Annotated in this window: 23 protein-coding genes; 12 read left to right on the top strand and 11 right to left on the bottom strand. The window is 70.5% G+C overall.

Annotated elements, in window-relative coordinates; all coding sequences use genetic code 11:
* The first annotated feature begins 791 nt into the window (after positions 1-791).
* The 6 genes from nrdR to IO39_RS01725 all read left to right on the top strand — a co-directional run bounded on the left by nrdR (position 792) and on the right by IO39_RS01725 (position 7,763).
* The gene (gene nrdR, locus IO39_RS01750; RefSeq protein WP_043614619.1) at positions 792-1,247 is read left to right on the top strand and encodes a transcriptional regulator NrdR; all 456 of its coding nucleotides are present in this window, start codon (positions 792-794) and stop codon (positions 1,245-1,247) included.
* Positions 1,244-4,069 (top strand): vitamin B12-dependent ribonucleotide reductase, encoded by a 2,826-nt coding sequence (locus IO39_RS01745; RefSeq protein ID WP_043614616.1) that lies wholly within the window; start codon positions 1,244-1,246, stop codon positions 4,067-4,069. The genes nrdR and IO39_RS01745 overlap by 4 nt, the downstream gene beginning before the upstream one ends.
* Before the next feature lie 243 nt (positions 4,070-4,312).
* Positions 4,313-4,627 (top strand): hypothetical protein, encoded by a 315-nt coding sequence (locus IO39_RS01740; protein WP_043614614.1) that lies wholly within the window; start codon positions 4,313-4,315, stop codon positions 4,625-4,627.
* 99 nt (positions 4,628-4,726) lie between these two features.
* On the top strand, positions 4,727-5,242 hold the full coding sequence (locus tag IO39_RS01735; protein WP_157547796.1) for a hypothetical protein: 516 nt from the start codon (positions 4,727-4,729) through the stop codon (positions 5,240-5,242).
* A gap of 101 nt (positions 5,243-5,343) precedes the next feature.
* Positions 5,344-7,110, top strand: a complete 1,767-nt coding sequence (locus tag IO39_RS01730; RefSeq protein ID WP_063765194.1) for a sensor histidine kinase — start codon at positions 5,344-5,346, stop codon at positions 7,108-7,110.
* On the top strand, positions 7,107-7,763 hold the full coding sequence (locus IO39_RS01725; RefSeq protein ID WP_043614608.1) for a response regulator: 657 nt from the start codon (positions 7,107-7,109) through the stop codon (positions 7,761-7,763). The genes IO39_RS01730 and IO39_RS01725 overlap by 4 nt, the downstream gene beginning before the upstream one ends.
* 46 nt (positions 7,764-7,809) lie before the next feature.
* Here the strand turns inward: IO39_RS01725 and IO39_RS01720 are convergent, their stop codons facing one another.
* The 3 genes from IO39_RS01720 to IO39_RS01710 all read right to left on the bottom strand — a co-directional run bounded on the left by IO39_RS01720 (position 7,810) and on the right by IO39_RS01710 (position 12,712).
* On the bottom strand, positions 7,810-8,634 hold the full coding sequence (locus tag IO39_RS01720) for a glycerophosphodiester phosphodiesterase (protein ID WP_043614605.1): 825 nt from the start codon (positions 8,632-8,634) through the stop codon (positions 7,810-7,812).
* 473 nt (positions 8,635-9,107) lie between these two features.
* Positions 9,108-11,669, bottom strand: a complete 2,562-nt coding sequence (locus IO39_RS01715) for a glycosyl hydrolase family 18 protein (RefSeq protein WP_043614603.1) — start codon at positions 11,667-11,669, stop codon at positions 9,108-9,110.
* 203 nt (positions 11,670-11,872) lie between these two features.
* A complete protein-coding gene (locus IO39_RS01710) occupies positions 11,873-12,712 on the bottom strand; it encodes an aspartate/glutamate racemase family protein (protein WP_245641761.1) in 840 nt (279 codons plus the stop codon).
* 470 nt (positions 12,713-13,182) lie between these two features.
* Between IO39_RS01710 and IO39_RS01705 the strand changes: the two genes are divergently transcribed.
* The gene (locus IO39_RS01705) at positions 13,183-13,740 is read left to right on the top strand and encodes a helix-turn-helix domain-containing protein (protein WP_043614600.1); all 558 of its coding nucleotides are present in this window, start codon (positions 13,183-13,185) and stop codon (positions 13,738-13,740) included.
* A gap of 37 nt (positions 13,741-13,777) precedes the next feature.
* Here IO39_RS01705 and IO39_RS01700 read toward each other — a convergent pair whose 3' ends face one another.
* From IO39_RS01700 to IO39_RS01685, 4 genes are all read right to left on the bottom strand, one after another.
* A complete protein-coding gene (locus IO39_RS01700; RefSeq protein ID WP_084772070.1) occupies positions 13,778-14,257 on the bottom strand; it encodes a helix-turn-helix domain-containing protein in 480 nt (159 codons plus the stop codon).
* A 257-nt stretch (positions 14,258-14,514) separates the two neighbouring features.
* On the bottom strand, positions 14,515-14,925 hold the full coding sequence (locus IO39_RS01695; RefSeq protein ID WP_043614596.1) for a VOC family protein: 411 nt from the start codon (positions 14,923-14,925) through the stop codon (positions 14,515-14,517).
* A gap of 61 nt (positions 14,926-14,986) precedes the next feature.
* Positions 14,987-15,460: a TIGR03618 family F420-dependent PPOX class oxidoreductase gene (locus IO39_RS01690; protein ID WP_043614593.1), complete on the bottom strand. Its 474-nt coding sequence runs from the start codon at positions 15,458-15,460 to the stop codon at positions 14,987-14,989.
* A 31-nt stretch (positions 15,461-15,491) separates the two neighbouring features.
* Positions 15,492-15,890, bottom strand: a complete 399-nt coding sequence (locus IO39_RS01685) for an ester cyclase (RefSeq protein WP_043614591.1) — start codon at positions 15,888-15,890, stop codon at positions 15,492-15,494.
* A 35-nt stretch (positions 15,891-15,925) separates the two neighbouring features.
* On the opposite strand from IO39_RS01685, the gene IO39_RS01680 reads away from it, so the two are divergent.
* The 3 genes from IO39_RS01680 (at position 15,926) to IO39_RS01670 (ending at position 19,104) form a co-directional block, all read left to right on the top strand.
* Positions 15,926-17,137 carry an amidohydrolase gene (locus IO39_RS01680; protein WP_043614588.1) on the top strand — a complete coding sequence of 404 codons (1,212 nt, stop codon included), beginning with the start codon at positions 15,926-15,928 and terminating at the stop codon, positions 17,135-17,137.
* 58 nt (positions 17,138-17,195) lie between these two features.
* Positions 17,196-18,281, top strand: a complete 1,086-nt coding sequence (locus tag IO39_RS01675) for a PrsW family intramembrane metalloprotease (RefSeq protein ID WP_084772067.1) — start codon at positions 17,196-17,198, stop codon at positions 18,279-18,281.
* Between the two features lie 202 nt (positions 18,282-18,483).
* A complete protein-coding gene (locus IO39_RS01670) occupies positions 18,484-19,104 on the top strand; it encodes a pyridoxamine 5'-phosphate oxidase family protein (RefSeq protein WP_043614586.1) in 621 nt (206 codons plus the stop codon).
* A 190-nt stretch (positions 19,105-19,294) separates the two neighbouring features.
* On the opposite strand, the gene IO39_RS54050 is transcribed toward IO39_RS01670, so the two are convergent.
* The 3 genes from IO39_RS54050 to IO39_RS01660 form a co-directional block, all read right to left on the bottom strand.
* Positions 19,295-19,465, bottom strand: coding sequence for a hypothetical protein (locus IO39_RS54050; RefSeq protein WP_157547795.1), 171 nt, complete (start codon positions 19,463-19,465; stop codon positions 19,295-19,297).
* A 548-nt stretch (positions 19,466-20,013) separates the two neighbouring features.
* Complete coding sequence (locus IO39_RS01665) at positions 20,014-20,457, bottom strand: carboxymuconolactone decarboxylase family protein (RefSeq protein ID WP_043614583.1); 444 nt, start codon at positions 20,455-20,457, stop codon at positions 20,014-20,016.
* A 139-nt stretch (positions 20,458-20,596) separates the two neighbouring features.
* Positions 20,597-21,046, bottom strand: coding sequence for a hypothetical protein (locus IO39_RS01660; RefSeq protein ID WP_043614580.1), 450 nt, complete (start codon positions 21,044-21,046; stop codon positions 20,597-20,599).
* A gap of 78 nt (positions 21,047-21,124) precedes the next feature.
* On the opposite strand from IO39_RS01660, the gene IO39_RS01655 reads away from it, so the two are divergent.
* The gene (locus IO39_RS01655) at positions 21,125-22,243 is read left to right on the top strand and encodes an MFS transporter (RefSeq protein WP_052422322.1); all 1,119 of its coding nucleotides are present in this window, start codon (positions 21,125-21,127) and stop codon (positions 22,241-22,243) included.
* A gap of 94 nt (positions 22,244-22,337) precedes the next feature.
* Positions 22,338-22,589, top strand: a complete 252-nt coding sequence (locus IO39_RS01650; protein WP_043614577.1) for a metallothionein — start codon at positions 22,338-22,340, stop codon at positions 22,587-22,589.
* A gap of 80 nt (positions 22,590-22,669) precedes the next feature.
* On the opposite strand, the gene IO39_RS01645 is transcribed toward IO39_RS01650, so the two are convergent.
* The gene (locus tag IO39_RS01645) at positions 22,670-23,773 is read right to left on the bottom strand and encodes a winged helix DNA-binding domain-containing protein (protein WP_043614573.1); all 1,104 of its coding nucleotides are present in this window, start codon (positions 23,771-23,773) and stop codon (positions 22,670-22,672) included.
* Positions 23,774-23,782: the final 9 nt, after the last annotated feature.

Raw genomic sequence — 23,782 nt, 5'->3', positions numbered from 1 at the left:
CCGACCCCGAACCCACTCCCGCAGACACTTACCGCTTAACCTGCAGAAACAGGATCACTCGAAGACCGATTCATACACCACGTCCGTGGACGTGACCCGGGGCCCCCTCCTCCAGGGGCCGGGTTGCCCGCCCTTGGGCCGGGCGTTTCTGTGCGGCCTTCCTCCACCGGATCGGAACGTTCCCGCGGGGATTGGGTGTCTCACGGTGCGTCTCCTCCGAGGGGCGGGGACGACCTCTCTGGGGCCAGCCGCGCTTCGGTGTGGCGTCTCCCGCCTCACTGGAGCGACTCCTCATCCGGACCCCAGGGTCTCCAGGCGGCAGGGGCGTCCGGAAAAGGACGGCCTCCTCGGGTTGGTCCGGTGTCGGCTCGCCGGGTGAATTCGGTCACGCTCCTGGTGCCGTGCCCGGTGGCGCAGGGGGCGTCATGGAAGGGGCGAGGAGGGGTGGCTGTGTCCTCGGGTACCTTTGTGAGGTTTGTTCACGAGCGAGCTCGTACACAACCGATGTGACGCTTCTACCTGCGAGAAGATCAGCGATTCGCGGCGACACGCCGGGGACCGGTGGGAAGGGGCAGGCTGATCAGCGACTTCGGCAGGAGAGCACGTCTCAACTTGCGTTCATGGTCGCTCGCTTCTACGGTTGGACCACAACATCTAGTAGTTACACCGATGTAGTTCACCACACCTTGTGTTTCCGTGACCGCTCCATGGATTGCCATGGAGTGTGCGCGAGCGTCCCGTCAGGGCGGTATGGGCGCGTGTGGTGGCCACAGGTTCTTGGAGGCGAAAGCGTGCACTGTCCGTTCTGTCGCCACCCTGACACCAGGGTCATCGACAGTCGCTCCACGGACGACGGTGCGGCCATCCGGCGCCGTCGCACCTGTCCCGAGTGCGGGCGCAGGTTCACCACGCAGGAGACCGTACTGCTCATGGTGAGCAAGCGCAGCGGGGTGACCGAACCGTTCTCACGGGACAAGGTCGTCGCGGGCGTGCGGCGCGCGTGCCAGGGCCGGCCGGTCAGCGAGGATTCGCTGGCGCAGCTCGGGCAGCGGGTGGAGGAGGCCATCAGGGCGAAGGGCGCGGCCGAGATCCCCTCCAACGAGGTCGGGCTGGCCATCCTGGGCCCGCTGCGGGAGCTGGACGAGGTCGCCTACCTGCGGTTCGCATCGGTATATCGCGGTTTCGAGAGCCTGGCGGACTTCGAGGCCGAGATCAAACAGTTGAAGGCGGAGAAGGGGGAGTCATGACGGAGACGGCCAGCGGTTCAGTGGCACGTGGGGGCAAGCGTCCGCGTAAGGGACTGAAGATGAAGCGGATCTTCACTAAGCCCGGTGTGCATCCGTATGACGAGATCCAGTGGGAGCGCCGCGACGTCGTCATGACGAACTGGCGCGACGGGTCGGTCAACTTTGAGCAGCGGGGCGTCGAGTTCCCCGAGTTCTGGTCGGTCAACGCGGCCAACATCGTGACCACCAAATACTTCCGCGGCGCCGTGGGCACCCCGCAGCGTGAGTGGAGCCTGAAGCAGTTGATCGACCGGGTGGTCGGCGTCTACACCAAGACGGGGATCGAGCACGGCTATTTCGCCAGCGACGAGGACGCCGAGATCTTCGACCACGAGCTGAAGCACGCGCTGGCGCACCAGGTGTTCGCGTTCAACTCGCCGGTGTGGTTCAACGTGGGCACCAAGTCGCCGCAGCAGGTGAGCGCGTGCTTCATCCTCTCCGTGGACGACCAGATGGAGTCGATCCTGGAGTGGTACAAGGAAGAGGGCGTGATCTTCAAGGGCGGTTCCGGGTCGGGGGTCAACCTGTCCAGGATCCGTTCGTCGAAGGAGCTGCTGTCCAGCGGCGGCACGGCCAGCGGGCCGGTCTCCTTCATGCGCGGCGCCGACGCGAGCGCGGGGACGATCAAGTCGGGCGGGGCGACCCGGCGGGCGGCCAAGATGGTCGTGCTCGACGTCGACCACCCCGACATCGAGGAGTTCATCGAGACCAAGGCGCGCGAAGAGGACAAGATCCGCGCGCTGCGTGACGCCGGGTTCGACATGGACCTGGGCGGCAAGGACATCGTCTCCGTCCAGTACCAGAACGCCAACAACTCCGTCCGCGTCTCCGACGAGTTCATGCGCGCGGTGGAGAAGGGCGGCGAGTTCGGGCTGCGCGCCCGCCTGACGGGCGAGGTCATCGAGAAGGTCGACGCCAAGGACCTGTTCCGCAAGATGGCCAAGGCCGCGTGGGAGTGCGCCGACCCCGGCGTGCAGTACGACGACACGATCAACGACTGGCACACCACCCCGGAGACGGGGCGGATCACGGCCAGCAACCCGTGCAGCGAGTACGTCCACCTCGACAACTCCTCCTGCAACCTGGCCAGCATCAACCTGCTGAAGTTCCTGAAGGACGACAACACCTTCAACGTCGCCGACTTCGTCAAGCTGACCGAGCTGATCATCACCGCGATGGACATCTCGATCACCTTCGCCGACTTCCCGACGGAGAAGATCGGCGAGACGACCCGCGCCTACCGGCAGCTCGGCATCGGCTACGCCAACCTGGGCGCGCTGCTCATGGCCACGGGCCACGCCTACGACTCCGACGGCGGCCGGGCGGTCGCGGGGGCGATCACGTCCCTGATGACCGGTGTGTCCTACCGGCGCAGCGCCGAGCTGGCCGGGGTCGTGGGCCCGTACGACGGCTATGCCCGCAACGCCGAGCCGCACAAGCGGGTCATGCGCAAGCACGCCGCGGCCAACGACGACCTGCGCACGATCGGCTCCATGGACGCCAAGATCCACGCCGAGGCGTCGCGCCAGTGGGCGGAGTGCCTGAAGCTGGGCGAGAAGAACGGCTACCGCAACGCCCAGGCCAGCCTCCTGGCCCCCACGGGCACGATCGGCCTCATGATGGACTGCGACACGACCGGCATCGAGCCGGACCTGGCGCTGGTCAAGTTCAAGAAGCTCGTCGGCGGCGGCTCCATGCAGATCGTCAACCAGACGATCCCGCGCGCGCTCAAGCAGCTCGGCTACCAGCAGGAGCAGATCGAGGCCATCGTCGAGTACATCGCCGAGCACGGCCACGTCGTCGACGCCCCCGGCCTGCGCCAGGAGCACTACGAGGTGTTCGACTGCGCGATGGGCGAGCGCGCGATCGCGCCGATGGGCCACGTGCGCATGATGGCGGCCACGCAGCCGTTCCTGTCCGGGGCCATCTCCAAGACGGTCAACCTGCCCGAGTCGGCCACGATCGACGACATCGAGCAGGTCTACATGGAGGGCTGGAAGCTCGGCCTCAAGGCGCTGGCCGTCTACCGCGACAACTGCAAGGTGGGCCAGCCGCTGTCGGCCGGCGACGGCTCCAAGAAGCAGGAGGCCAAGGAGAGCGAGGCCACGGAGCCCGAGGTCAAGGTCATCGAGGTCAACCGGCCGACCCGGCGGCGCATGCCCAACCAGCGGCCGAGCACCACCACCCGCTTCACCGTGGGCGGCGCCAAGGGCTACATGACCGCCTCGTCCTACCCCGACGACGGGCTCGGCGAGGTCTTCCTCAAGATGTCCAAGCAGGGCTCGACGCTGGCGGGCGTCATGGACGCGTTCTCGGTGGCGATCTCCATCGGGCTCCAGTACGGCGTGCCGCTGGAGACGTACATGAGCAAGTTCGTCAACATGCGCTTCGAGCCGGCCGGCATGACCGACGACCCCGACATCCGGATGGCCACGTCGGTGATGGACTACATCTTCCGCCGCCTGGCCCTGGACCACCTGCCCTACGAGGAGCGGGCGGCGCTGGGGATCTTCTCGGCGGCCGAGCGGGCGGCGCAGCAGCGCGGCGAGGACCCGGCGGCCCTGCAGGAGACGGTCGACCGGGAGGCGCTGGCCCAGTCGGCGCCCATCGAGGCGGCCCAGCCGAAGGAGGCGGAGCAGCCGGCGGTCAAGGAGCTGACGCTGGAGAGCCACCAGCGCTTCACGGCCGACGCGCCGCTCTGCATGACCTGCGGCACGAAGATGCGCCCGGCCGGCAGCTGCTACGTCTGCGAGGGCTGCGGCTCGACCAGCGGCTGCAGCTAGCCGTTCCGGGCCAGCTCGCGGCGGCGGCACTCTGCGCCGGCTGCTGACGGATAGCGGTGATCAAGGGGGTGGTGAGGCGAGTCGCCTCACCACCCTCCTGCATCACCCCGAACCGGTCCGGGCTTCATGGCGGCCCCGGGCGGCCATCGGCTCGGCGCGCTGCCACGCCTCAGGTGCCTCATGTCCCGCACTGCCCATCACCTCGGCCGTCCGCTTCTCGGCAGGGGAAGCCCTTGGCGATCGGTGACGGTGGTCGATCTCCGTTACAGCGCCGCATCCCTGCGGCAGGCACGGCGGGCCGGTCACCGGCCACGTCCGCAGCTCCTCCGCCACAAGGTCGAGGTCTACTCCTGGGCCAGGTCCGATCCGCGCGACCGGTCGGTGTCCGAGTGGGCGGACATCGAAGAGCGCCGGGCACGCCAACGTCTGCGGCTCAGGCTCGGAGCCGTCCGCCGGACGGTCAACGCCCCAACCGATGGCCCTCGCGCCGCCGAGGCGATCGATGATCTCGACGTCCTCCCCGCACGGCACCGCCGCAACGCCATCTGGCTGTACTGACCCGGCCGCGCGGCGGCGCGGGATGGCCGGCTTCATGAGCGTGTCCACTAGCGGACAGCACGATGGATCACCTCGCCCCGATCGGTCATGCTCGCGGGCATGAGGCGAATCGCGGTGCGGGCCCTGGTGTTCGGTGCGCTGCTGTACGGGGTCCACCGGCTGGCCATGGTGGCCGTCGCGTGGCTGATCGGCAACGACGAGATGATCGTCGGGCTGGACTGTTGCATCGACTACAACAGGCACACCCAGGACCCCTGGGGGAACGTCCTGGTCGCCGTCTCCGGCGTGGCCGCCACGCAGGTGGTGGCGTGGACGGCCATCGGGCTGCTGGCGGCGCGGCGCGGCGACGCCCGGCTGCTCGCGACGCTCGCCGCGACCGCGTACGTGGTGAGCCCGGTGCTGCAGCTCATCGTGTACGTGGTGTGGCACTGGGCCGAACGTGACTACGTCGCCGTGATCGACTACCTGTGGGTCGCGACCGCGCTGCCGGAACAGGCCCTGGTCGCGGGGATGGTGTTCCTGTTCGCCGGGTACGCGGTGGTGTTCTGGTGGGCCTGGTGGCAGGCATGGGACCGCGCCCGGCCGCGGACGGCGCCGGTGGGACCCACCGCCTGACGATGGTCTCCGAGAGCTGTGGGTTCCGTGCTTCGACGGCGGCCGGGTTCAGGAAGGCGCCGGGTCCTGTTGCCGGAGGCTGAGGGTGGCGCTTCCGGCGCATGAGGGCAGTCACTTCCGTCTGCCGGCCCGGCTCCGCCGACGACGACAGTGCCCGCGGCATCCCTCTCGACGACTTCAGCGGCCACCTGGTGGAGCCGTACCGGCCAGTTGGGGGAGCCACAGCGGTCGGCGGGCTGCCTAGCATCGGGTATGTGATCACCTGCTGGACGGAACGTGCCTTCGACGACCAGGCTGCCGCCGCGCGCCTCGTGGGTCTGTCGGTCCTGGCCCTGGGCGACCTGCTTCTGCTGCACCGGCCGGACGGCGCCGTGGACTGGGCGCTGGTGCTGGCCGGGCTGGGCGTCTGCCTGGCCGGCGCCCGCCTGCCGCTGGCCGCGACCGCCACCCTGTCGGCGCTGATCGTGGTGGGTGACGTCGCGCGTACCACCATGGGGGTGCCGCTCAAGGCGATGGTGGCGGTGGCGCTGTTCGAGCTGGCGCTGCGAGGGCGGGGGCGGCGGGTGGCGTACGGGGCGGGCGTGTCGGCGTTCTTCCTGACTTTGCATGCCATGTCGGCGCCTGCCGCCGAGGTCCTGCCGACCCTCTACCGGCTGTCCATCCTGCTGGGGGTGCCGCTGCTGCTGGGCGCGTACGTACGGCTGATCAGCGAGAACGCCCGCCAGGCGCGCGAGCGGGCCGACGCCGAGGAACGCCGGCGCCGCGCCGACACCCTCGCCGCGCGGGCCGCCGAGCGCACGGCGATCGCCCGCGAACTGCACGACCTCGTGGCGCATCACGTGTCGTCCATGGTGTTGCGGGTGGGGGTCGCCCGGCACGTACTGCCCGACTCCGCCACCGACCCCCGGGTGACCCAGGTGCTCGACGACCTGCACGCCTCGGGCAGCGCGGCCCTGGTGGACCTGCGGCGGCTGGTGGCGGTGCTCCGCGATCCGGCGCAGGTGGGCGGGGGGCCGTTCTTCTCGCTGGTCGATCGGGCGGCGCTGCCGACGGCGCTGGAGGAGGCCATGGCCCGCGTCCGCGCCACCGGGCTCACCGTGGAGGCGTCGATCGACCCGGCGGTGACCGACCTGGACGCGGTGCGCGGGCTGACCGTGCTGCGGCTGGTGCAGGAAGGGCTGGCGAACGCGGCCAAGCATGCGGGGGAGAGGGCTGAGGTACGGGTGTCGGTGCAGGTCGCGGCGGATGACGTGGTGCGGCTGGAGATCGTGGACGATGGCGGAACCACCGCCGCCGACGACCATCGGCCGGCTGCGGGCGGCGCGGCCGGCGCGTCCGCGGCGCTCGGGCATGGCCTGATCGGGATGGCCGAGCGGGTCGAGCTGTTCGGCGGCCGTTTCGAAGCGGGCCCGCCGCCGTCCGGGCAGGGCTGGCGGTTGTACGCCGAACTCCCTCCGGGAGGCGCCACCCCAGAACGGGCCCTCGCGTCCGACACCGCGGAACCGGTCAGAACAAACACCGCCCTGACCCCGCTGGCCGGACACGACGGCGCTGTGGCCGGCTCGGGCAGGCGGGACGGCGTTGCGGCTGGGCCGAGCGGCTGTGATGGTGCTGCGGGGGTGATGGGTGACATGGGAGGTACAGGGATGCCGCGTGGCGAAGGCGCTGCGGCTGGGCCGAGCGGCTGTGATGGTGCTGCGGAGGTGACGGGTGACGTGGGAGGTGCAGGGATGCCGGGTGGCGAAGGTGTTTCGGGGATGCCGGGCGACGAGGGTGTTTCGGTTTCGGGGATACCCGGTGTCCGGGGCGCTGCAGGAATGTCAGGTGATCACCAGGGAGCTGCGGTGGCTCAGGAGGTGTCCTCGTGATCCGGGTGTTGCTGGCTGACGATCAGAAGCTCGTCCGCGTGGGGCTGCGCATGCTCTGCGAGTCCGACCCCGGGATCGAGGTGGTCGGTGAGGCCGGGGACGGGCGGGAGGCGGTGCGGATGGCCGCCGAGTCGCTGCCCGATGTGATCCTCATGGACCTGAGGATGCCGGGCGTCGACGGCATCACCGCGACCGAGCGCATCATGGCGGCCCGCCCGTCCAGCAAGGTCGTGGTGCTGACCACGTTCGACGACGACGATCATCTGTATCCGGCGCTGGCCGCGGGCGCGTTCGGGTTCCTGGTGAAGGACTCCCCGCCGGCCGACCTGCTCGCCGCACTGCACCGGGCCGCGGGGGGCGAGCCTCCCTTCGGGCAGGCGGTGCTGAGGCGGTTGGTCGAGCAGGCCGTACGCGCGCGCGAGCCCCGTACCGACCCGGCGCCGGGACTGTCCGAGTTGAGCCCGCGCGAGCGTGAGGTGCTGGCCATGGTCGGCGCGGGGCTGTCGAACCGGGAGATCGCCGAGCGAATGTACCTGGGAGTTTCGACGGTCAAGACCTATGTGGCGAGCCTGATGCGCAAGACCGGCGCACCCAACCGGATCCGGCTGGCCGTGCTCGCCGCGCGGGTCTCAGGTGCTGAGCAGGTCGCTTAGCAGGTCGAGTTTCAGGAACTGAGCACCTCGCTTGGCCCGCCGGGTTTCAGGAGCTGAGCACGTCGTTTAGTACGTCGGGTTTGTTGGTGATGATGCCGTCCACCCGGTACGTGAGCAGGCGGCGCATGATGTCCGAGTCGTTCACGGTCCAGGTGAGGACCTTCATGCCGAGGGAGTGCACGCGGCGGACGTACGAGGCCGTGAGCGTGCCGTACGGCGGGTTGATCTGGTCGGCGAACTTCGACAACTGCGGCAGCTCCCCGGTCGAAGGCGTGCCGAGCAGCCCGATCGGCACCTGCGGCAGCACGCGGTCGAACTTCCGCGCCCACCCCCAGTCGAACGACTGCACCACCAGCCGGCCCGGCGCGAGCCAGGAGGAATGGCGGCGCAACTCGGCGGCGATCCGGGTCTCGATCCCGGGGTACAGGTGCGGCGCCTTGACCTCCAGCAGCAGGCCCAGCCCGGACCCGCTCATCGCGCGCAGCGCCTCGCCCAGCGTGGGCACGCCCTCGCCGTCGTACTCGCCGGACCACCACGAACCGGCGTCGAGCTCGCGAACCTGCGCGAGCGTGAGGTCGCCGACGTTCCACGGGGCCAGGCCGGGGAAGACCTGCTCGACGTCAGTGGTACGCGCCAGCGTCGTGTCGTGCATCAGGATCAGCTCGTGGTCCTTGGTCTCCTGGACGTCGAGCTCGAACATGTCGGCGCCCTGGGAGGCGGCCAGCTCGAAGGCGGCGATCGTGTTCTCGGGAGCGTAGGCGGAGGCGCCCCGGTGGGCGACGTTGATGACGGTGGCGGCTTCGGCGGGAGTGGTGAGGAGGGCGAGGATGGCGGAGGCGGTCGCGATGAGGGCGGCGAGTCGTCTGGACATGGATCTCCTCTGGTGGGGAGAGGCAACGACTCGACGGTGACAAGACCTTGTGACTTGAAGTTGAGGGCAGAGTAACTCGACGGTGCCGCACGGGTGAGCATTCGACACGCAGACCCCCACCGGCTGGCTGGAGCTGTCTCGGCTCCTGGGGTCTGCGGCAGGGCAGGGCTGTCTCGGTTCCCGGAGGTCGCCGGCAGGCTGGGCTGCTCGGTTCCCGGAGGTCGCCGGCCGGCTGGGCTGCTCGGCTCCTGAGGATCGCCGGCAGGTTGGGCTGTCTCCGCTCCTGGGGGGCTGCGGCAGGGCAGGGCTGTCTCGGTTTCCGGGGGTTGTCGGCAGGCTGAGGCCGTCACAGCTCCCGGGGGTCAGCGGGGGCTGGGACGGCCTCGGTGTTGGGTTCACCGGGGCTCGGGCCTGGGGCACGGCCTCGGTGGTCGGGATTCCGTTGGGGTTGTGGCGGCCCTCGGTGGTCGGGGTCAGCGGAGGCCGGCGTCGAGGGCGTTGGTCAAGGTGCCGGTGTCGCCGGACATCTCCCAGATCATCGCCCCGAGTAAGCCCTTGCTGCGCAGCCAGGCCGTCTTCTTGCCGATCGACCAGGCGTCGTCGAACGTCCACCACTGCCCGCCGTTACCGGTGTAGCAGTAGGTGGCCACCGCCTGCTCGTCGTGCCTGACCGTGCAGCCGGGGACCATGGCCAGCAGGTTGCTGTAGCCGCGGGTGCCGGCCTCCTCCTGGAACTGGCCCGGTGCGGCTCCGTTCGCTGCTTGCCATTCGCCGTACGCGCCGCCGTCGGTGACCTGCTGCCAGCCGCGGCCGTAGTACGCCAGGCCGATGGTGATCTTGCGAGGGTGCACGCCGGCCTGGAGGTAGACGTCCACGGCCCGCTCGACGCTGAAGTCCGGGTTGTACGGGCTGTCCTTGTCGAGATAGAGGTTGCCCTGGTGGCCGGTACGGTTCGGCTCCCAGGAGTTGTCGCTGCCCGCGCCGTGGAAGTCGTAGCCCTGAACGTTGAAGATGTCGAGATATCTGTTGACTTGGGGAAGGTCCCAGCCGGCCTCGATCTTGGCCGGGTCGGCGGGGGTGAACGCCGTGAGCTGGTAGCGCTTGCCGGTGGTCTCCGTCAGCGCGTCGAGCTGGCGGCGGAACTCGGCGATCAGCAGCGTGTTGTTCGCCTTGTCGGCCGGGCTGACGTGGTTGCCCGGGTGTCCCTCGGCGCCCGGCCACTCCCAGTCCAGGTCGATGCCGTCGAAGATGCCCGCCGCCGTGCCCGGGCCGCCCGCGCCGTTGTAGGCGGGCAGGTTGCCCTTGATGTAGATGTCGATGCACGACGCCACGAACTTCTTGCGCGCCGCGTCCGTGGCCGCCACGTCGGAGAAGTACTTGGAGTAGGTCCAGCCGCCCAGCGAGATCAGCACCTTCAGGTGCGGATGCTTGGCCTTGAGCTTCTTGAGCTGGTTGAAGTTGCCGCGCAGCTTCTCCCATCCCGTGTCGGCCACGCCGTCCACCGACTGCGCGGCGCTGAACGGCCGGCCGTAGTCGGCCTCGGCGTCGCCGGCCCCGTCGCCCTGGTTGGGGTCCTGCGGGTCGGGGCTGGTGCCCTTCGTGACGCCTTGCAGGCAGGTGAGGTTCTGCGGGTCGATGTTGGCGAAGGCGTAGTTGATGTGGGTGAGCTTGGCCGCCGCGCCGGTGGTGTCGAGGTTGCGGACGAAGTACTGGCGGCCGTAGATGCCCCATTGCACGAAATATCCGATGCGGGCGTAGCCGGTCTCGACGATGTCCGCCGTGGTCACCTTCACGGCCGCGCCGGCCGGTGAGACGTTGTCGTACAGGTCGCGTGCTTTCACGGTGAACGAATATTCGGTCGAAGGCGACAGGCCGGACACGACCGCCGTGGTGCCGGTGACGGTGGTGGCGACTGAAGAGCCGTTATAGAGGTCGTAGCTGGCTATGCCGGAGTTGTCGGAGGATGCCGTCCACGCCAGCGTGACGCTGGACGACGTCTTCGCGGTGCTGCGCAGGTCGCCGGGCGCGGTCGGCGGCTGCGTGTCGTCGGCCGGGTCGCGGGTGGTGACCGTCAGGGGCGAGGACGCGGGTGACAACGTGCCCTTGCGGTCTTTGGCCTTGACGGTGAACGTGTACGCGGTCGACGGCGTCAACCCCGACACCGTGGCCGTGGTGCCGGTCACCGAGGCGGCCGGTGAGGAGCCGTTGTAGACCTCGTACCCGACGATCGGCAGGCTGCCCGGCGTGGCCGCATTCCAGGCCAGCGTGACGGTCTTCGTGGTTCTGGCGGGGGAGCGCAGGTCGCCCGGCGCGCCCGGAGGCGCGTCAGGGCTGCCGTCGCAGTTGACGTCGTTGATCCGGCAGCTCGTCGGCTCGGCGTTGGCGGTGCTGAGCGTGAAGGAGGGGCTGTAGGGCTCGGTGGTTGCCCCCGCGTTCACGGTCGTGTTGTAGTGCGCCGGCGTCAACGTCACCGCACGGCCGCTCTGGCTGAGCGAGCCGTGCTGCGCGTTGCCCGCCGTGACGCCGGCCGGCAGGTCGAAGACGATCGTCCAGCCGTTGAGCGGAGCCGTGCCGTTGTTGGCCACCACGAACTTGGCCGAGGTCCCGGTGACGTCGTATGTGGCGCTGACCGGCGGCTTGGCGGGCGGGTCGCCGCCGCTGCCGTCGCAGTTAGCCCCGTCGATCAGGCAGCTCACCGGCTGGACCGGGGAACTGAGCGTGACCCGGGGACTGTACGGTTCGGTGCTCCTGCCTGCCTGGACGGTATTGATGTAGAAGGCGGGGGTGAGGGTCACCTTGGTGCCGTTCTGCCTGATGGTGGCATGGTGGGGGGTGGAGGCGGTGACCCCGGCGGGCAGTTCGAAGACGAGCGACCACCCGGTGACGGCGGTCGTGCCCGGGTTGCTCACCACGAAGGTGCCCGTGGTGCCGGACAGGGAGAACGTGGCGATGAGGCGGCTTGCCGCCTGCGCGGGCAGCGAGCACAGGACGGTGCTCACGAGGACGGCGATGACGAGGGGGGCTAATCGGCGCACGTCGAGGACCTTTCAATAAAGAAAGTTTCCTAACAATTAGCCGGATCGTAAGCCGGTCCCCACGAAGTTGCAAGGGCCGGATGCTGGCCGGGCCGGCGGTTCCGTGATCGGTGGGCGAATGATCGGCCGCGCGCCGTGCCGCACCGGCCATGCGCCCAGGGGAGAGTGGGCGGGCCGCGCGTCGTGACGCGCCTGCCGTGCGCTCAGGAGAGAGCGGGCGGGCCGCCTCGCCAGGTGGGGAACGGCCGCAGGCCGGTCGCCACGTCAAAGGCGGCGGTGGACAGGAGGCGGGTGGAGTCGAGAGTGGGCAGGGGTGAGTCCTCGGGCCTGATCAGCAGGGGGATCTCCGTGCAGACGAGGGCCACGGCGTCGCAGCCCCGGGCGGCCAGGCGTTCGATGACCTCGACGTACGCGGCACGTGAGCCGGCGCTGAACACCCCGTTGACCAGCTCGGTGAAGATGATCTCGTTGACCACCCGGCGGTCTTCCTGGTCCGGCGCCACCGCGGCGATCCCGCGGGAGCCGAGCGCGCGCGGGTAGACCGGGCCCTCCATGGTGTAGGAGGTGCCGAGCACCCCGACGCGTGTGCGGCCGTCCCGCACGGCCTGGTCGGCGACCACCTCCGCGATGTGCAGGCCGGGCAGGGCGAGGTCGGGGCCCGGCCGGCCGAGGGCGAGGTGGGCGGTGTTGTCGGGGCAGATGAAGAACTCCGCGCCCGCGCGGGCCAGCCGCTCCACGCTCACGGCGAGGGTCTTGCGGACGGCGTCGTGGTCGCCGGCGTCCCAGGCGGGCATGCTGCGGCCGAAGGGGATGTAGTCGAGGGTCACGTCCGGGTGGTCGTGCTCGCCGAGGCGGCGGAAGCCCTCCTGGCAGAAGGACAGGAAGCTGAGGGCCGCCCCTTCGGTGCTGTGCGCGAGGATGCCGAGATGTCTCATGTCCTGCCGGGTGGCCGGTTGGCGGACGGTGGGGGTGTGTGCGGAAGCCCGCGTGCGCGCCGCCTCGGCCGCCTCCGCTCCCTCGGCGCTCGTCGTCGGGTTCGGCATTGCCGCCTCCTTGCCTCTGGTCCTGGTGGGTGTCGCCACTGCCGTGGCCGCTCTGTCCGTGCTCGTCGGCGCGGTGAACGCTGTCGTCTCTGTTCGCCGTGGGGTGATGGGGAAGGGCGCGTCCGTTCGTCGTGGGGTGATTCGGGAGCGCGCGTCCGTTCGCCGTGGGGTGATGGGGGAGGGCGCGCGTGGCTCCGTTCGCCGACGGGTGGAGCGCAAAGGTGTGTGCGTCTCCCTTGGCCGTCCGGCGGCAGTGACCGGCGCGCCTGTCAGGGAGACGCGGCGGGCGCCTCTGCTCTGCATGCGCCGTGACGGGTCCGGTGCGGTGGCGCGCGGGCTCTGACGGGCCACTCGCCGGTTCGGGTCGTGCATGAGGCTGCCCCTGTTCGCTGAATCGGAACGTTTGGCCGTTATAATGAACCGCGAACGGGTGTTCGTCAAATCGAACGGAACAACTTGTGGAGCGAACGGTGACCGACGGCAAACCTCCCTTCGAGCGGATAGCGGCGGCGATCAGGCGCGAGCGTGACCGTGCCGGCCTTTCGCTGACGGAGCTCGCGAAACGCTCGGGCCTGGCCAAGTCCACGCTGTCCCAGCTCGAATCCGGCACCGGCAACCCGAGTCTGGAGACGCTATGGGCGCTCGGCGTCGCGCTCGGCGTGCCGTTCAGCCGGCTGGTCGATCCGCCTCGCCCGGCCGTACGCCTGATCCGGGCGGGGGAAGGGCCGGCCGCGCACTCCGGCCAGGCCAGCTACACCGCGACGCTGCTGGCGTCAAGCCCGCCAGGGGCGCGCCGCGATCTCTACAGGATCGAGGCGCAACCGGGCGAGTCCCGGCGGTCGGAGCCTCACATGCCAGGCACCGTCGAGCACCTGGTGATCGGCGCGGGGCGGGCGCTGGCGGGGCCGGTGGACGAGCCGGTCGAGCTGGCGCCCGGCGACTACCTGGCCTATCCGGGCGACGCGCCGCACCTCTTCACCGCCCTCGTGCCGGACACCACGGGGGTGATCGTGATGGAACACGTGTGAGGGGCGGTCGCCGTCACGCCCCTGGGCGGCGGGGGAATCACGACGACTTCGCGGAGGGCTCTGAGCGCTGTGCCGGTCGGGGCTCGGGCGCCGGGGCTTCTTGGCGCCTGATCGGCTTTCTCGGCGCCGTGCCGGTCGGCATCGTCGTCGCCGTGCGGCGCTGGTAGGCGGTGGGTGGGATGCCGGCCCGTTCGGTGAAGCGCGTGCTGAAGGCGTTCAGTGACGTGCAGCCGACCGTTGCGCAGACCTCGGGCACGCTGAGGTCGCCACGGCGCAGCAGGAGCATCGCGCGGTCGACGCGCCGCGTCATCACGTAGTCGTACGGAGACTGCCCGAAGGCGAGGTGGAACTTGTGGCTGAGCTGCTCGGGCGAGAGGTTCAGGTCGCGGGCGAGGGGTTCGAGGTCCAGGGGCCGCGCGTACTCCCGGTCGATGCGGTCACGGACGCGCCGCAGTTGCGTGAAATCGTTCAGGCGCCGCGCGGCGGTGAGTGCGCGCCCCCATGCGGGGTGACACATGAGAACTCCTTCATCGAGGTCGGCGAGCGCCTGAGCACCTGGCGAGGCGGGCCGGGCGGCGGGTGTGTGCGCCGGTGGGGTCGGAGAGCGCCCGCGGAGGCGATCCGGCGTCGGCCTCAAGGCGATGATCTCATCAGCGTACGCCTGAGGGCACCTGGCGACGATGGCGTATGTGCCGGATGCGGGCGGGTGGCGGCGGTGGGCGGTGGATGGTCATGGCGCCGGCCGCCGCCGGGTTCCGGGTCGGGGGCGGGGGTTCAGGGGACCTCCTGGATGCGGATCAGGTTCCCGGCGGGGTCGCGGAAGGCGCAGTCACGCACACCGTACGGCTGCTCGGTCGGCTCCTGGACGACCTCGGCGTCGCGGGCGCGCAACTGCTCGAAGGCGTCGTCGAGGTCACGGGTGGCCAGCAGGATCCAGCCGTAGGTGCCCTTGGCCATCATCTCGGTGATGGTACGGCGTTCATCCTCGGTGATCCCGGGGTCGGCGGCGGGTGGCGCCAGGAGGATGGACGTTTCCGGCTGGCCGGGAGGGCCGACCACGATCCAGCGCATCTTGCCCTGCCCGACGTCGCTGCGCACCTCGAAGCCGAGCTTGTCGCGGTAGAAGGCCAGGGCGGCGTCCGGGTCGTCGTGCGGGAGGGACGTCGTGTGAATGGTGATGTCCATGGCCGCCACGTTATCCGCGTGACCCCGCGCTGTTCGATGACCGACGGCGAAGCCGGGCGAGTCAGGCGAGGGGCAGGGTGGTTCCGTACAGGCGTGACACCCTCAGCCTGATCACCAGGCGCCGGTCCGTCACCATCTGCCGCAGGAAGGCCTGTTCGGCGGCCGGGTCGATGGACGCCGGCAGCATGGACAGCAGTTCCCTGCCCACCTCGTCCCCCGGCTCGGTGCTCACCGGCGACAGCTCCGCCTCGCCTTCGGCCACGGCGAAGGAGCGGAAGTCGTCGCCGGCCACGTACAGCGAGCAGCGCGGGTCCTTCTGGAGCTGGCGCACCTTGAGCCGGTCGGCCACGGTCGAGACGCGCACCACGCGCTGCCGGGGGTCCCAGGTGTAGGTGACGGTGGACAGGTGCGGGTGGCCGTTGCCCTTGAGGGTGGCCAGGGCGCCGAAGCGCTGCCCGGCCAGCAGGGCCGACAGGTCCTCATCGCTCAGCGACTGGGGACCGGGGTCAGCGTCAGGCCCGTAATTCTCCGACATGCACCACCCTCGTACGAAATTTCGGCGTAAATCACCCTATACCGAGGGCCTTGCCGAACGTCTGGACGTCCGAGATCACCCAGTACTCGGCGAACCTCCCGTCCCGGGCCCGCAGGATGTCGTGTCCGCTGAACGCGACCCGCGTGCCCTCCGCCGCCGTCGCGCCCGGAATCCCGCCCCGGTACGCCCCGCCGAACGTCCACCTCGCCGACACCAGGTCACCGTCCACGATCGGCCCCACGTCCAGCGTCACCTTGACGTCCCCGAACGGCTCGTGCCCCTGCCGGAGCGCCTCGATCAGCCCGTCGGGCCCCGAGACGTCCATGCCCGGCCAGTGGCCGGTGAAGTCGGGGGTGACCAGTTCGTACGCCAGCTCGAAGTCGCCGTTCCAGAGTTCGAGCAGCCATCGTCTGTACAGTTCTGCGAGCATCCGGGCCCCCTACCCACTTCGATAGGTTACGAGTCATGAATATTGCGATTACCAGCGGATATGTCGTGCCGGTCGATGGCGACCCCATCGACGGCGGAACCGTCCTCATCCAGGACGGGAAGATCGTCGCGGTCGGCCGGGACGTGGCCGTGCCCGAGGGGACCACCGTCGTGGACGCCGCCGGCGGGTGGGTGCTGCCCGGGTTCGTGGAGGCCCACGGCCACCTCGGCGTGTACGAGGAGGCCGAGGGCTGGGCCGGCCAGGACACCAACGAGATGACCGACCCCAACGGCGCGCGGCTGCGCGCGCTCGATGCCATCAACCCGGCCGACCTGGCCTTCGGCGACGCGCTGTCCGGCGGGGTCACGACCGCGGTGATCAAGCCGGGCTCCGGCAACCCGATCGGCGGCCAGACGGTCGCGATCAAGTGCTGGGGCAGGTCCGTGGACGAGATGCTGCTCAAGGAGCCGGTGAGCGTCAAGAGCGCGCTCGGCGAGAACCCCAAGCGCGTCTATGGCGACCAGAAGAAGCTGCCCTCCACCCGGCAGGGCGTGGCCGCGGTGATCCGTGACGCGTTCATGAAGGCTCAGGACTACAAGGCGCGCAGGGCCGCCGCCGAGGAGGAGGGCAAGCCGTTCGACCGTGACGGCACGCTGGAGATCCTCGTCCGCGTCCTGGACGGAGAGCTGCCCTGGTGCCAGCACACCCACCGGGCCGACGACATCGCCACCGCGCTCCGGCTGGCCGGCGAGTTCGGCTACCGCCTGGTGATCAACCACGGCACCGAGGGGCACCTGCTGGCCGACACCCTCGCCGAACGGAACGTGCCGGTCATCATCGGCCCGCTGTTCACCAGCAGGTCGAAGGTCGAGCTGCGGCAGCGCTCGCTGCGCAACCCCGGCATCCTGGCCAGGGCGGGCGTCGAGCTGGCGATCACCACGGACCACCCCGTCGTGCCCATCCACTTCCTGGTGCACCAGGCCACGCTGGCGGTCAAGGAAGGGCTGGACCGGGACGCGGCGCTGCGCTCCATCACCGTGAACCCGGCCCGCATCATGGGCCTCGACGACCGGGTCGGCGCGCTGCGGCCGGGGCTCGACGGCGACGTCGTGATCTGGTCCGGAGACCCGCTGGACGTCATGAGCCGGGCGCTGAGGGTGTTCATTTCCGGCCGGGAGGTGTATTCGTACACGGACGGTGAGTCCGTCGTGGCGGATCCGTATTACCGCGAGGCAAGTGGCCGTTAAGCGCTTGTAGTCGCCCGGGCGCATAGTGGGCGAAGCCAACGGGAAGAGAGGCACCACCATGACTGCTCCGTTGCTCGCCCAGCGTCCCAGCAAGGCCCTGCTGATCGGACTGGTCGTCTCCGGCATCGTCGCCCTGATCGTGCTGGCCGTCATGCTGAGGGCGGGCGGCCCCGTCGGGTTCGGCCTGTCGGCGCTGCTGGCCGTGGCGCCTCTGCCGGTGCTGCTCGCGGCCGTCCTGTCGCTCGACAGGATCGAGCCCGAGCCGAAGCTCAACCTCGCCTTCGCCTTCGCGTGGGGCGCGGGCCTGGCCGTCGTGGCCGGCATCGCGCTGACGGTCGCCGGCCAGCAGCTGTTCGCCAGGGCGGGATACGGCACCGCCGCCGTCCAGAACATCGGTGTCGTCGTCCTGGCGCCGGTGGTCGAGGAGGCGCTCAAGGGCTCGGCCCTGCTGCTGCTCCTGCGCCGCCGGACCGAGATCGACGGCCTCACCGACGGCGTGGTGTACGCCTCCATGGCCGGCCTCGGCTTCGCCGCTGTGGAGAACGTCGGCTACTACCTGCTCGCGTTCGGCGAGGACGGCGCCGGGGCGGTGGTCCAGCTCTTCGTGATCCGCGGGCTGATCGACCCGCTCGGCCATCCGATCTACACCTCCATGATCGGCCTCGGCGTCGCGTACGCGCTCACCCGCCGCACCGCCGCCAGGTACGCCGCGATCCCGCTCGGCTACCTGGCCGCGGTCTTCCTGCACGGCCTCTGGAACGGCGCCGCGACCACGGGCTCGCTGGCGTGGCTGGGGAGCGCGTATCTGGTGATCATGGCGGCGCTGGTGATGATCATCGCCGTGACCGTCGCCGAGCGCCGCCACCTGGTGGCGAAGATGGGCTACTACCTGTCCGCCTACGCCCCCACCGGGCTGGTCTCCGACGCCGACCTGCGCATGCTCACCACGCTGCCCGCGCGCAAGGCCGCCCGCAAGTGGGCCAGGGGGGCGGGGCTGGGGCAGGCCATGAGCGACTATCAGCAGGCGGCGACCGAGCTGACCCTGCTGCACCTGCGGGCCGAGCGGCAGGGGATGGACCCGCACCGGTTCGCCCTGGAACGCGACGCCTACCTCGGCGCCATGGCTGAGGCGCGCCGCTGGTGATGCGGCGTCACACCTCACCCTGGTGATGCGGGGTCGCACCTCACGCGCGCGTCCGGTGGCGAGGGCGGAACCCGCGCGCCGCGCGGGGGTGGCCTGTGTGGCCCCCGGTGACCAGGGCGGTCTCGTCCTTCGGACGCCGCATCGGACGCTCGGCTCGATTCCCTGACAAAATCACCAGGTAACCCCTGAAGGGAGAAGCACCATGAGCTGGGCCGAGATCGAGTCGGAGACCGAGCTGCGCGAGCTGCTCGGCGAGGTCATGCCGAGGGCCGCGAGCAAGGATCGCGTGCGGCTGCACGAGCGTGACCGTCAGTGGCTGGCGGCCTCGCCGTTCTGCCTCATCGCCACTTCGGACGACGCCGGCAACTGTGACGTGTCACCGAAGGGCGACCCGGCCGGCTTCGTCCACGTCATCGACGACACCACGATCGCGATTCCGGACCGCCCGGGGAACCGGCGGGCGGACGGGTTCCTCAACATCCTGAAGAACCCGCACGTTGGGCTGATCTTTCTGATCCCCACCCGGAACGAGACCCTGCGCATCAACGGGCGGGCCCGGCTGGTGCGCGAGGCGCCGTTCTTCGACGAGATGATCGTCAAGGGGCACCGCCCGCGTCTGGCGCTCGTCGTGGAGATCGAGCAGATCTTCTTCCACTGCGCCAAGGCGTTCCTGCGCTCGTCGCTGTGGAAGCCCGACAACTGGGGCCCGGACGGCCTGCCGTCGCACGCGCAGCTGGTCAAGGACGTGCAGAAGGTGGAAGAGAGCCTCGAAGAGCTCGAAAGCTACTACGGCGAGACGTACGCCAAGCGCCTGTATGGGTGAGGGCTGCGCTTTCTCCTTCTCTTACGGCACAGCCGGGGCCTTCCACCCGCCGTACTCCGGCTGACGGCCCTCCAGGAAACGGCCTCTGACCCGTCACCGCGGACCCGCCGTTACGCGAGCCCACCTTGCCCGGTCACCGGGGCCACCCCTGCCCGGTCACCGGAACTCCGGTTCGGGGGCGGCCCGGATCTCAGGCCGCCGGGGTGGGCCCGCCGGGAAAGCGGATCACGTTCCTGCCCGTGTAGGCCCGCAGGTCGATCACCTTGGGGTCGGCGGGGGGCTTGTGGCGGCGATCGGCCGAACGGATGTCGCGGATCTTGTGCCTGGCAACATGTGGCGGCACCACCACAAGCCTCTTCATCGTGAGCCCCCCGTGATAATCCTGTTACCTATGTTATCTACAGATGCCCCCGTAAGCTCGGTGTAAGGAGCAGGTCAATAGGGAAGTCTGCGACCGGAGGGCGACCGCAGATCCAGCTCGACCTGCTGGATGCGCCGCTTGACCGGCTTGGTGACTCTGACGCGTTTCATGACGACCCCCTTCCGAGCGCGTCTGCTTCTCCTTCGCTCGACAACTCGCGACGTCTCACGAGTTTCGGCGAATTCGTGCGCCGCGCTCGTTCGGCGTCCGCATGGCGGGCGTTCACCGCCTGCCATGCGCGCCAACCTAATCGGGCCGGGCCCGATCCCTCAATGTATTTCTCCACAGGGTAAAAGTCGCTCTTCACGACCGGTGCCGCTGCGCCACGGCCGGCCAGGCTCACGTCCCCCGCGGCCGCTCCCGGCGCCGGGCTGGAACCACGCCCGGCCGGCGGTGCTCCCGCGACCGCCCAGGGCGCGCCCGGTGTCAGTCGGGCGACGGGCCGAAGACTCACCTCCCCGGCGTCGCCCTCCACGACCCCCGGAAACTCACCTCCCCGGCGTGAGCCTCGTGGTGACACCGATCCGGTTCCAGGCGTTGATCATCGCGATCGCCGCGACGAGCAGCGCGAGCTGCTTGTCCGTGTAGTGCTCGGCCGCCTCCTGCCACACCGCGTCCGGCACGGCCTCCCGGTCGGCCAGCCTGGTGGCCTCCTCCGTCAGGGCCAGCGCGGCCCGCTCGGCCGGCGTGTAGACCGTCGCCTCACGCCAGGCCACCACCGACCACAGCCGCTCGTCGCTCTCACCGGCCTTCTTCATGTCACGGCTGTGCATGTCCACGCAGAAACCGCAGCCGTTGATCTGGCTGGCACGCAGCTTGACCAGCTCGATGGTCGCGGTGGGCAGCTCGCTGTCGTGCAGCAGCTGCTCCACGGCCAGGAAATGGCGGTAGACGTCGGGGACGTGCTGGGCGATGTTGATCCGCTGGGTCATGAGAACCTCCGTGGTTTCGTCTTACGCACCCAGAGGACGGGACAGCCCGCTTCGATGTGACAGCTCCGGCGAGAAGTTTCACCCGAGCCGATCCGGCCGTACCGGGACCCCTACCCCCGATCAGGCGTCTACCCCTCGATCAGCCGGCGCAGTTGCCCCAGGTCTTGCGGCCGCCCCACGCCGTGACGCGGTTGTCGGGGTCGCGGGTCCAGCCTTCGTACCTGACGCACTTCCACGCGCCCCGGATGTGCCCGGTCTCAGCGTAGTAGCGGTATTTCTGCACGTCCTCGCTCCGGCCGCCGCCACGCACCTGGAGGTAGGCGCCGGTGGTCGTGCGGGCGCCCGCGTAGGCTGTCTTGATCGCGGCCACGCAGTTCTTGCCGCTGCGCTTGCTGTACATCAGGTAGACGTGCCCGAACACCGCCCCGTCGCGCGTGGTCATCGCACGGTGACCGTCCTTGACCCGGTGGAAGCCCTTCCCGCAGACGCGCTCGGGGGTGTACGCGGCCGAGGCGGCGTACGCGGCGGACGGGGTGGCGGCGATTCCGGCGGCGACCAAGGCGGCCGCGATGACCGTACGGGTGAGCACGAGCTTCCTTCCGAGGGGGATCAAGAGCAAAGCTGATCTTTACTGGAATCTGACCGAAAACTCAAGGAGTGCTGGTAAATGCCGCTGATCGCGGTCTGCGCCGCCTGGGCTGTCTTCTGGGGCTCGTGGTCGGCCCTGCTGCCCGCCGTCAAGGCGGAGCTGGCCCTCTCGGCCGGGGCGCTGGGGCTGGCGCTGAGCGCCGTCCCGGTGGGCGCGCTGCCCGCGATGGCGCTGGCCGGGCGGCTGGCCAGGGGACGGGAGCGGCCCGCGCTGATGGCGGCCATGGCCCTGTTCGCGCTCAGCGTGGCCGCGATCGGGGCGGCCGGCACCGCCTGGCAGCTCGCGCTGGCGCTGCTGCTGGTCGGCGCCGGCAGCGGCGCGCTGGAGATCACGCTGAACCTGGCCACCGGGCGCGCCGAGCGCGAGACCGGCCGCCGCCTCTTCCAGCCGGTGCACGCCGCCTTTCCCGTCGCGGTCATCGTCGCGGCCCCGCTGACCGGCCTGGCCCGCTCGTACGGTCTCGGCGTCGCTCCGGTGCTCCTCGTCATCGCCGCCGTCACGGCGGCCACGTCGCTGACCCTGCTGGCCCTGCCCCTGGGCCGGGGACGGCCCGGCGAGGAGCCGGGGGGCGAGCGGCGACGGCCGTGGGGCGGCGTGATCCTGCTGGGCCTGCTGGCCGGCTGCGCCCTGGTCATCGAGAACTCGGTCGAGCAGTGGTCGGTCCTGCTGCTGGAGGAGCACCGGGGCGCCACCCCGCTGGTCGCCGGCGCCGCGCCCGCGGTCTACATGGCGGCGCTGACGGCCGGGCGGCTGGTCGTGCAGGCGCTGCCCAGGACCTCACTCAGGACGTTGTACCTGGTGGCCGGGGCGGGCGGCGGGGCCGGCAGCGCGCTGGCGGGGCTGGGCGCGGAGGTGCTGGCCCCGCCCGCCGCGCAGGTGCCGGTCTCGCTGGCCGGGTTCGCCCTGGCCGGGCTGGCGCTCGGCCCGCTGGTGCCGGCCCTGCTCAGCCGCGCGGCGGCCGACGACTCCAGCGGGACGACGGTGTGGGGCGTGTCCACCATCTCCTACACGGGGTTCGTGGTGAGCCCGCTGCTCGTGGCCGGGCTGAGCGACCTGTTCGGGCTGCCCGTCGCGCTGGCCGCGCTCGGGCTCCTCGGCCTGCCGCTGCTGGCCCGGTTCGCCGTGGCACGAGGGTGACGGGAGGGTGCGGCCGGAATATGGCGGTCGTTTGGGGAAAGGGGACCACGGAACCGGGTATCCCCCCGGCGGATCGACTGCAAAGGGGATCACCATGGCTGTCTGCGAGACCTGCGGCAACGACTACGACATGGCGTTCGAGGTGCACGCGCAGGGAGCGGTGCACACCTTCGACTGCTTCCAGTGCGCGATCGAGGCGATGGCGCCGATCTGCGAGCACTGCGGGACCAAGGTCATCGGACACGGCGTGCAGTCGGGCGAGCACTGGTACTGCTGCGCCCACTGCGCCCGCGAGGAGGGCACCAAGGGCATCGTCGACCGCGTGATGGCCGGCACCTCGGCCTGACCCGCTCTCGGGCCCGGCCCGGGCGCCCGCTCTGAGGGCGGCGGAGGATCCGCCCCCGGCCGGTCAAGCGTGCCCGCAGGTCATCCGCTGAAGGCGGCGAGCAACTCGCGCATGCGGCCGACCGCCGCGTCGAGCGGCCCCCGGGGCACCGGCTCGGCGAGGTCGAGCGTGACCTTGCCGCCCTTGGCCTCCCACACCCCCGCCACCCGCCCCTCATGGACGACCACGGGGGAGATCCACCCGGCCTGCCGGCTCACCTTGGCCTTCAGCTCGGCCGGGAGCAGCGGGGTCAGGCCGCGCGGCGCGCCCAGAATGTACTGGTCGAAGCCGGGCAGCAGGTGAACCCCGGTCGAGGGCGGGCCGGCCGCGAGATCGTCGAGGTGCTCGGTCAGCGCCAGGAGCACGCTGCCGTCGTCGGTCTCGACCTCCGTCAGCTCCGGCGCGAGCGCGGCGAACCATTCCTTCAGCACGGCCTTCCTGGCCACGCCGCCGAACAGCCAGGTGTCGAGCATCTGCGGCGTGGCGGGCCCGTGGGCGCCCAGGAAGGCCCGGACCACCCGCACCCCGGCCTCCTCCTGCGGCGGGAGCGAGCCGGGCCAGCCGGGCAGCCAGGCGCGCGGCGTGGTGAAGGTGACCCTGCCCTCGCGCGGCGGCCCGTAGCACAGCTCGCCCAGACGGCTCAGCGGCTTGAGCAGCGCGCCCCAGCCGGACGTGAGCGCCTCGCGCAGGTGGGCGTCGCCCGTCTCCGCCACCACGGCGTCGACCAGCTCCTCCCTGGTCAGGACGCGGTCGCCGAGCGCGGCGGGCACGGCCTCGACGATCGCCGCGATCTCGGCGGCGGTGACCCCGTGGCCGCGCTGCCAGGAGCCCTTCTCCCAGAAGCGCAGCGTGCCGAGCGCGGCGCAGTGGTCGGCGAGCTGGTCGGCGGGGAGCAGGTGGAGGGTGCCGCGCATGATCCAGGTTTTGACCAGCGTGCGCTCGGCCCACAGGGCCCGGTCGATCTCCCCGGGGTCGGGCCTGGCGCTCCTGACCGCCACCGCGAGCCGCGCCGAGGAGGCGACCTGGGCCTGCACCCCGCACAACCGCCGCGCCACGGCCACCGCGCCGCCGCCGTCGGCCGCGCTGACGAACTGCCGGCGCAACCGCCAGGAGAGGATCTGGGACCAGGAGAGCTTCGTCGTCACCCCCCCTTT

Source organism: Nonomuraea candida, from assembly GCF_000725485.1.
GTDB lineage: Bacteria > Actinomycetota > Actinomycetes > Streptosporangiales > Streptosporangiaceae > Nonomuraea > Nonomuraea candida.
This window is presented reverse-complemented; position numbering and strand designations above follow the sequence as displayed.

What these genes read in the sequence shown, in the direction of transcription:
- IO39_RS01745 (WP_043614616.1), top strand. Translation starts at nt 1,244, where the DNA reads ATGACGGAGACGGCCAGCGGTTCAGTGGCACGTGGGGGCAAGCGTCCG.
- IO39_RS01710 (WP_245641761.1), bottom strand. Translation starts at nt 12,712, where the DNA reads ATGCCGAACCCGACGACGAGCGCCGAGGGAGCGGAGGCGGCCGAGGCG.
- IO39_RS01695 (WP_043614596.1), bottom strand. Translation starts at nt 14,925, where the DNA reads ATGGACATCACCATTCACACGACGTCCCTCCCGCACGACGACCCGGAC.
- IO39_RS01675 (WP_084772067.1), top strand. Translation starts at nt 17,196, where the DNA reads ATGACTGCTCCGTTGCTCGCCCAGCGTCCCAGCAAGGCCCTGCTGATC.
- IO39_RS01700 (WP_084772070.1), bottom strand. Translation starts at nt 14,257, where the DNA reads ATGTGTCACCCCGCATGGGGGCGCGCACTCACCGCCGCGCGGCGCCTG.
- IO39_RS01680 (WP_043614588.1), top strand. Translation starts at nt 15,926, where the DNA reads ATGAATATTGCGATTACCAGCGGATATGTCGTGCCGGTCGATGGCGAC.
- IO39_RS01735 (WP_157547796.1), top strand. Translation starts at nt 4,727, where the DNA reads ATGAGGCGAATCGCGGTGCGGGCCCTGGTGTTCGGTGCGCTGCTGTAC.
- IO39_RS01670 (WP_043614586.1), top strand. Translation starts at nt 18,484, where the DNA reads ATGAGCTGGGCCGAGATCGAGTCGGAGACCGAGCTGCGCGAGCTGCTC.
- IO39_RS01730 (WP_063765194.1), top strand. Translation starts at nt 5,344, where the DNA reads ATGAGGGCAGTCACTTCCGTCTGCCGGCCCGGCTCCGCCGACGACGAC.
- IO39_RS54050 (WP_157547795.1), bottom strand. Translation starts at nt 19,465, where the DNA reads ATGAAGAGGCTTGTGGTGGTGCCGCCACATGTTGCCAGGCACAAGATC.
- IO39_RS01685 (WP_043614591.1), bottom strand. Translation starts at nt 15,890, where the DNA reads ATGCTCGCAGAACTGTACAGACGATGGCTGCTCGAACTCTGGAACGGC.
- IO39_RS01665 (WP_043614583.1), bottom strand. Translation starts at nt 20,457, where the DNA reads ATGACCCAGCGGATCAACATCGCCCAGCACGTCCCCGACGTCTACCGC.
- IO39_RS01720 (WP_043614605.1), bottom strand. Translation starts at nt 8,634, where the DNA reads ATGTCCAGACGACTCGCCGCCCTCATCGCGACCGCCTCCGCCATCCTC.
- IO39_RS01690 (WP_043614593.1), bottom strand. Translation starts at nt 15,460, where the DNA reads ATGTCGGAGAATTACGGGCCTGACGCTGACCCCGGTCCCCAGTCGCTG.
- IO39_RS01655 (WP_052422322.1), top strand. Translation starts at nt 21,125, where the DNA reads ATGCCGCTGATCGCGGTCTGCGCCGCCTGGGCTGTCTTCTGGGGCTCG.
- IO39_RS01650 (WP_043614577.1), top strand. Translation starts at nt 22,338, where the DNA reads ATGGCTGTCTGCGAGACCTGCGGCAACGACTACGACATGGCGTTCGAG.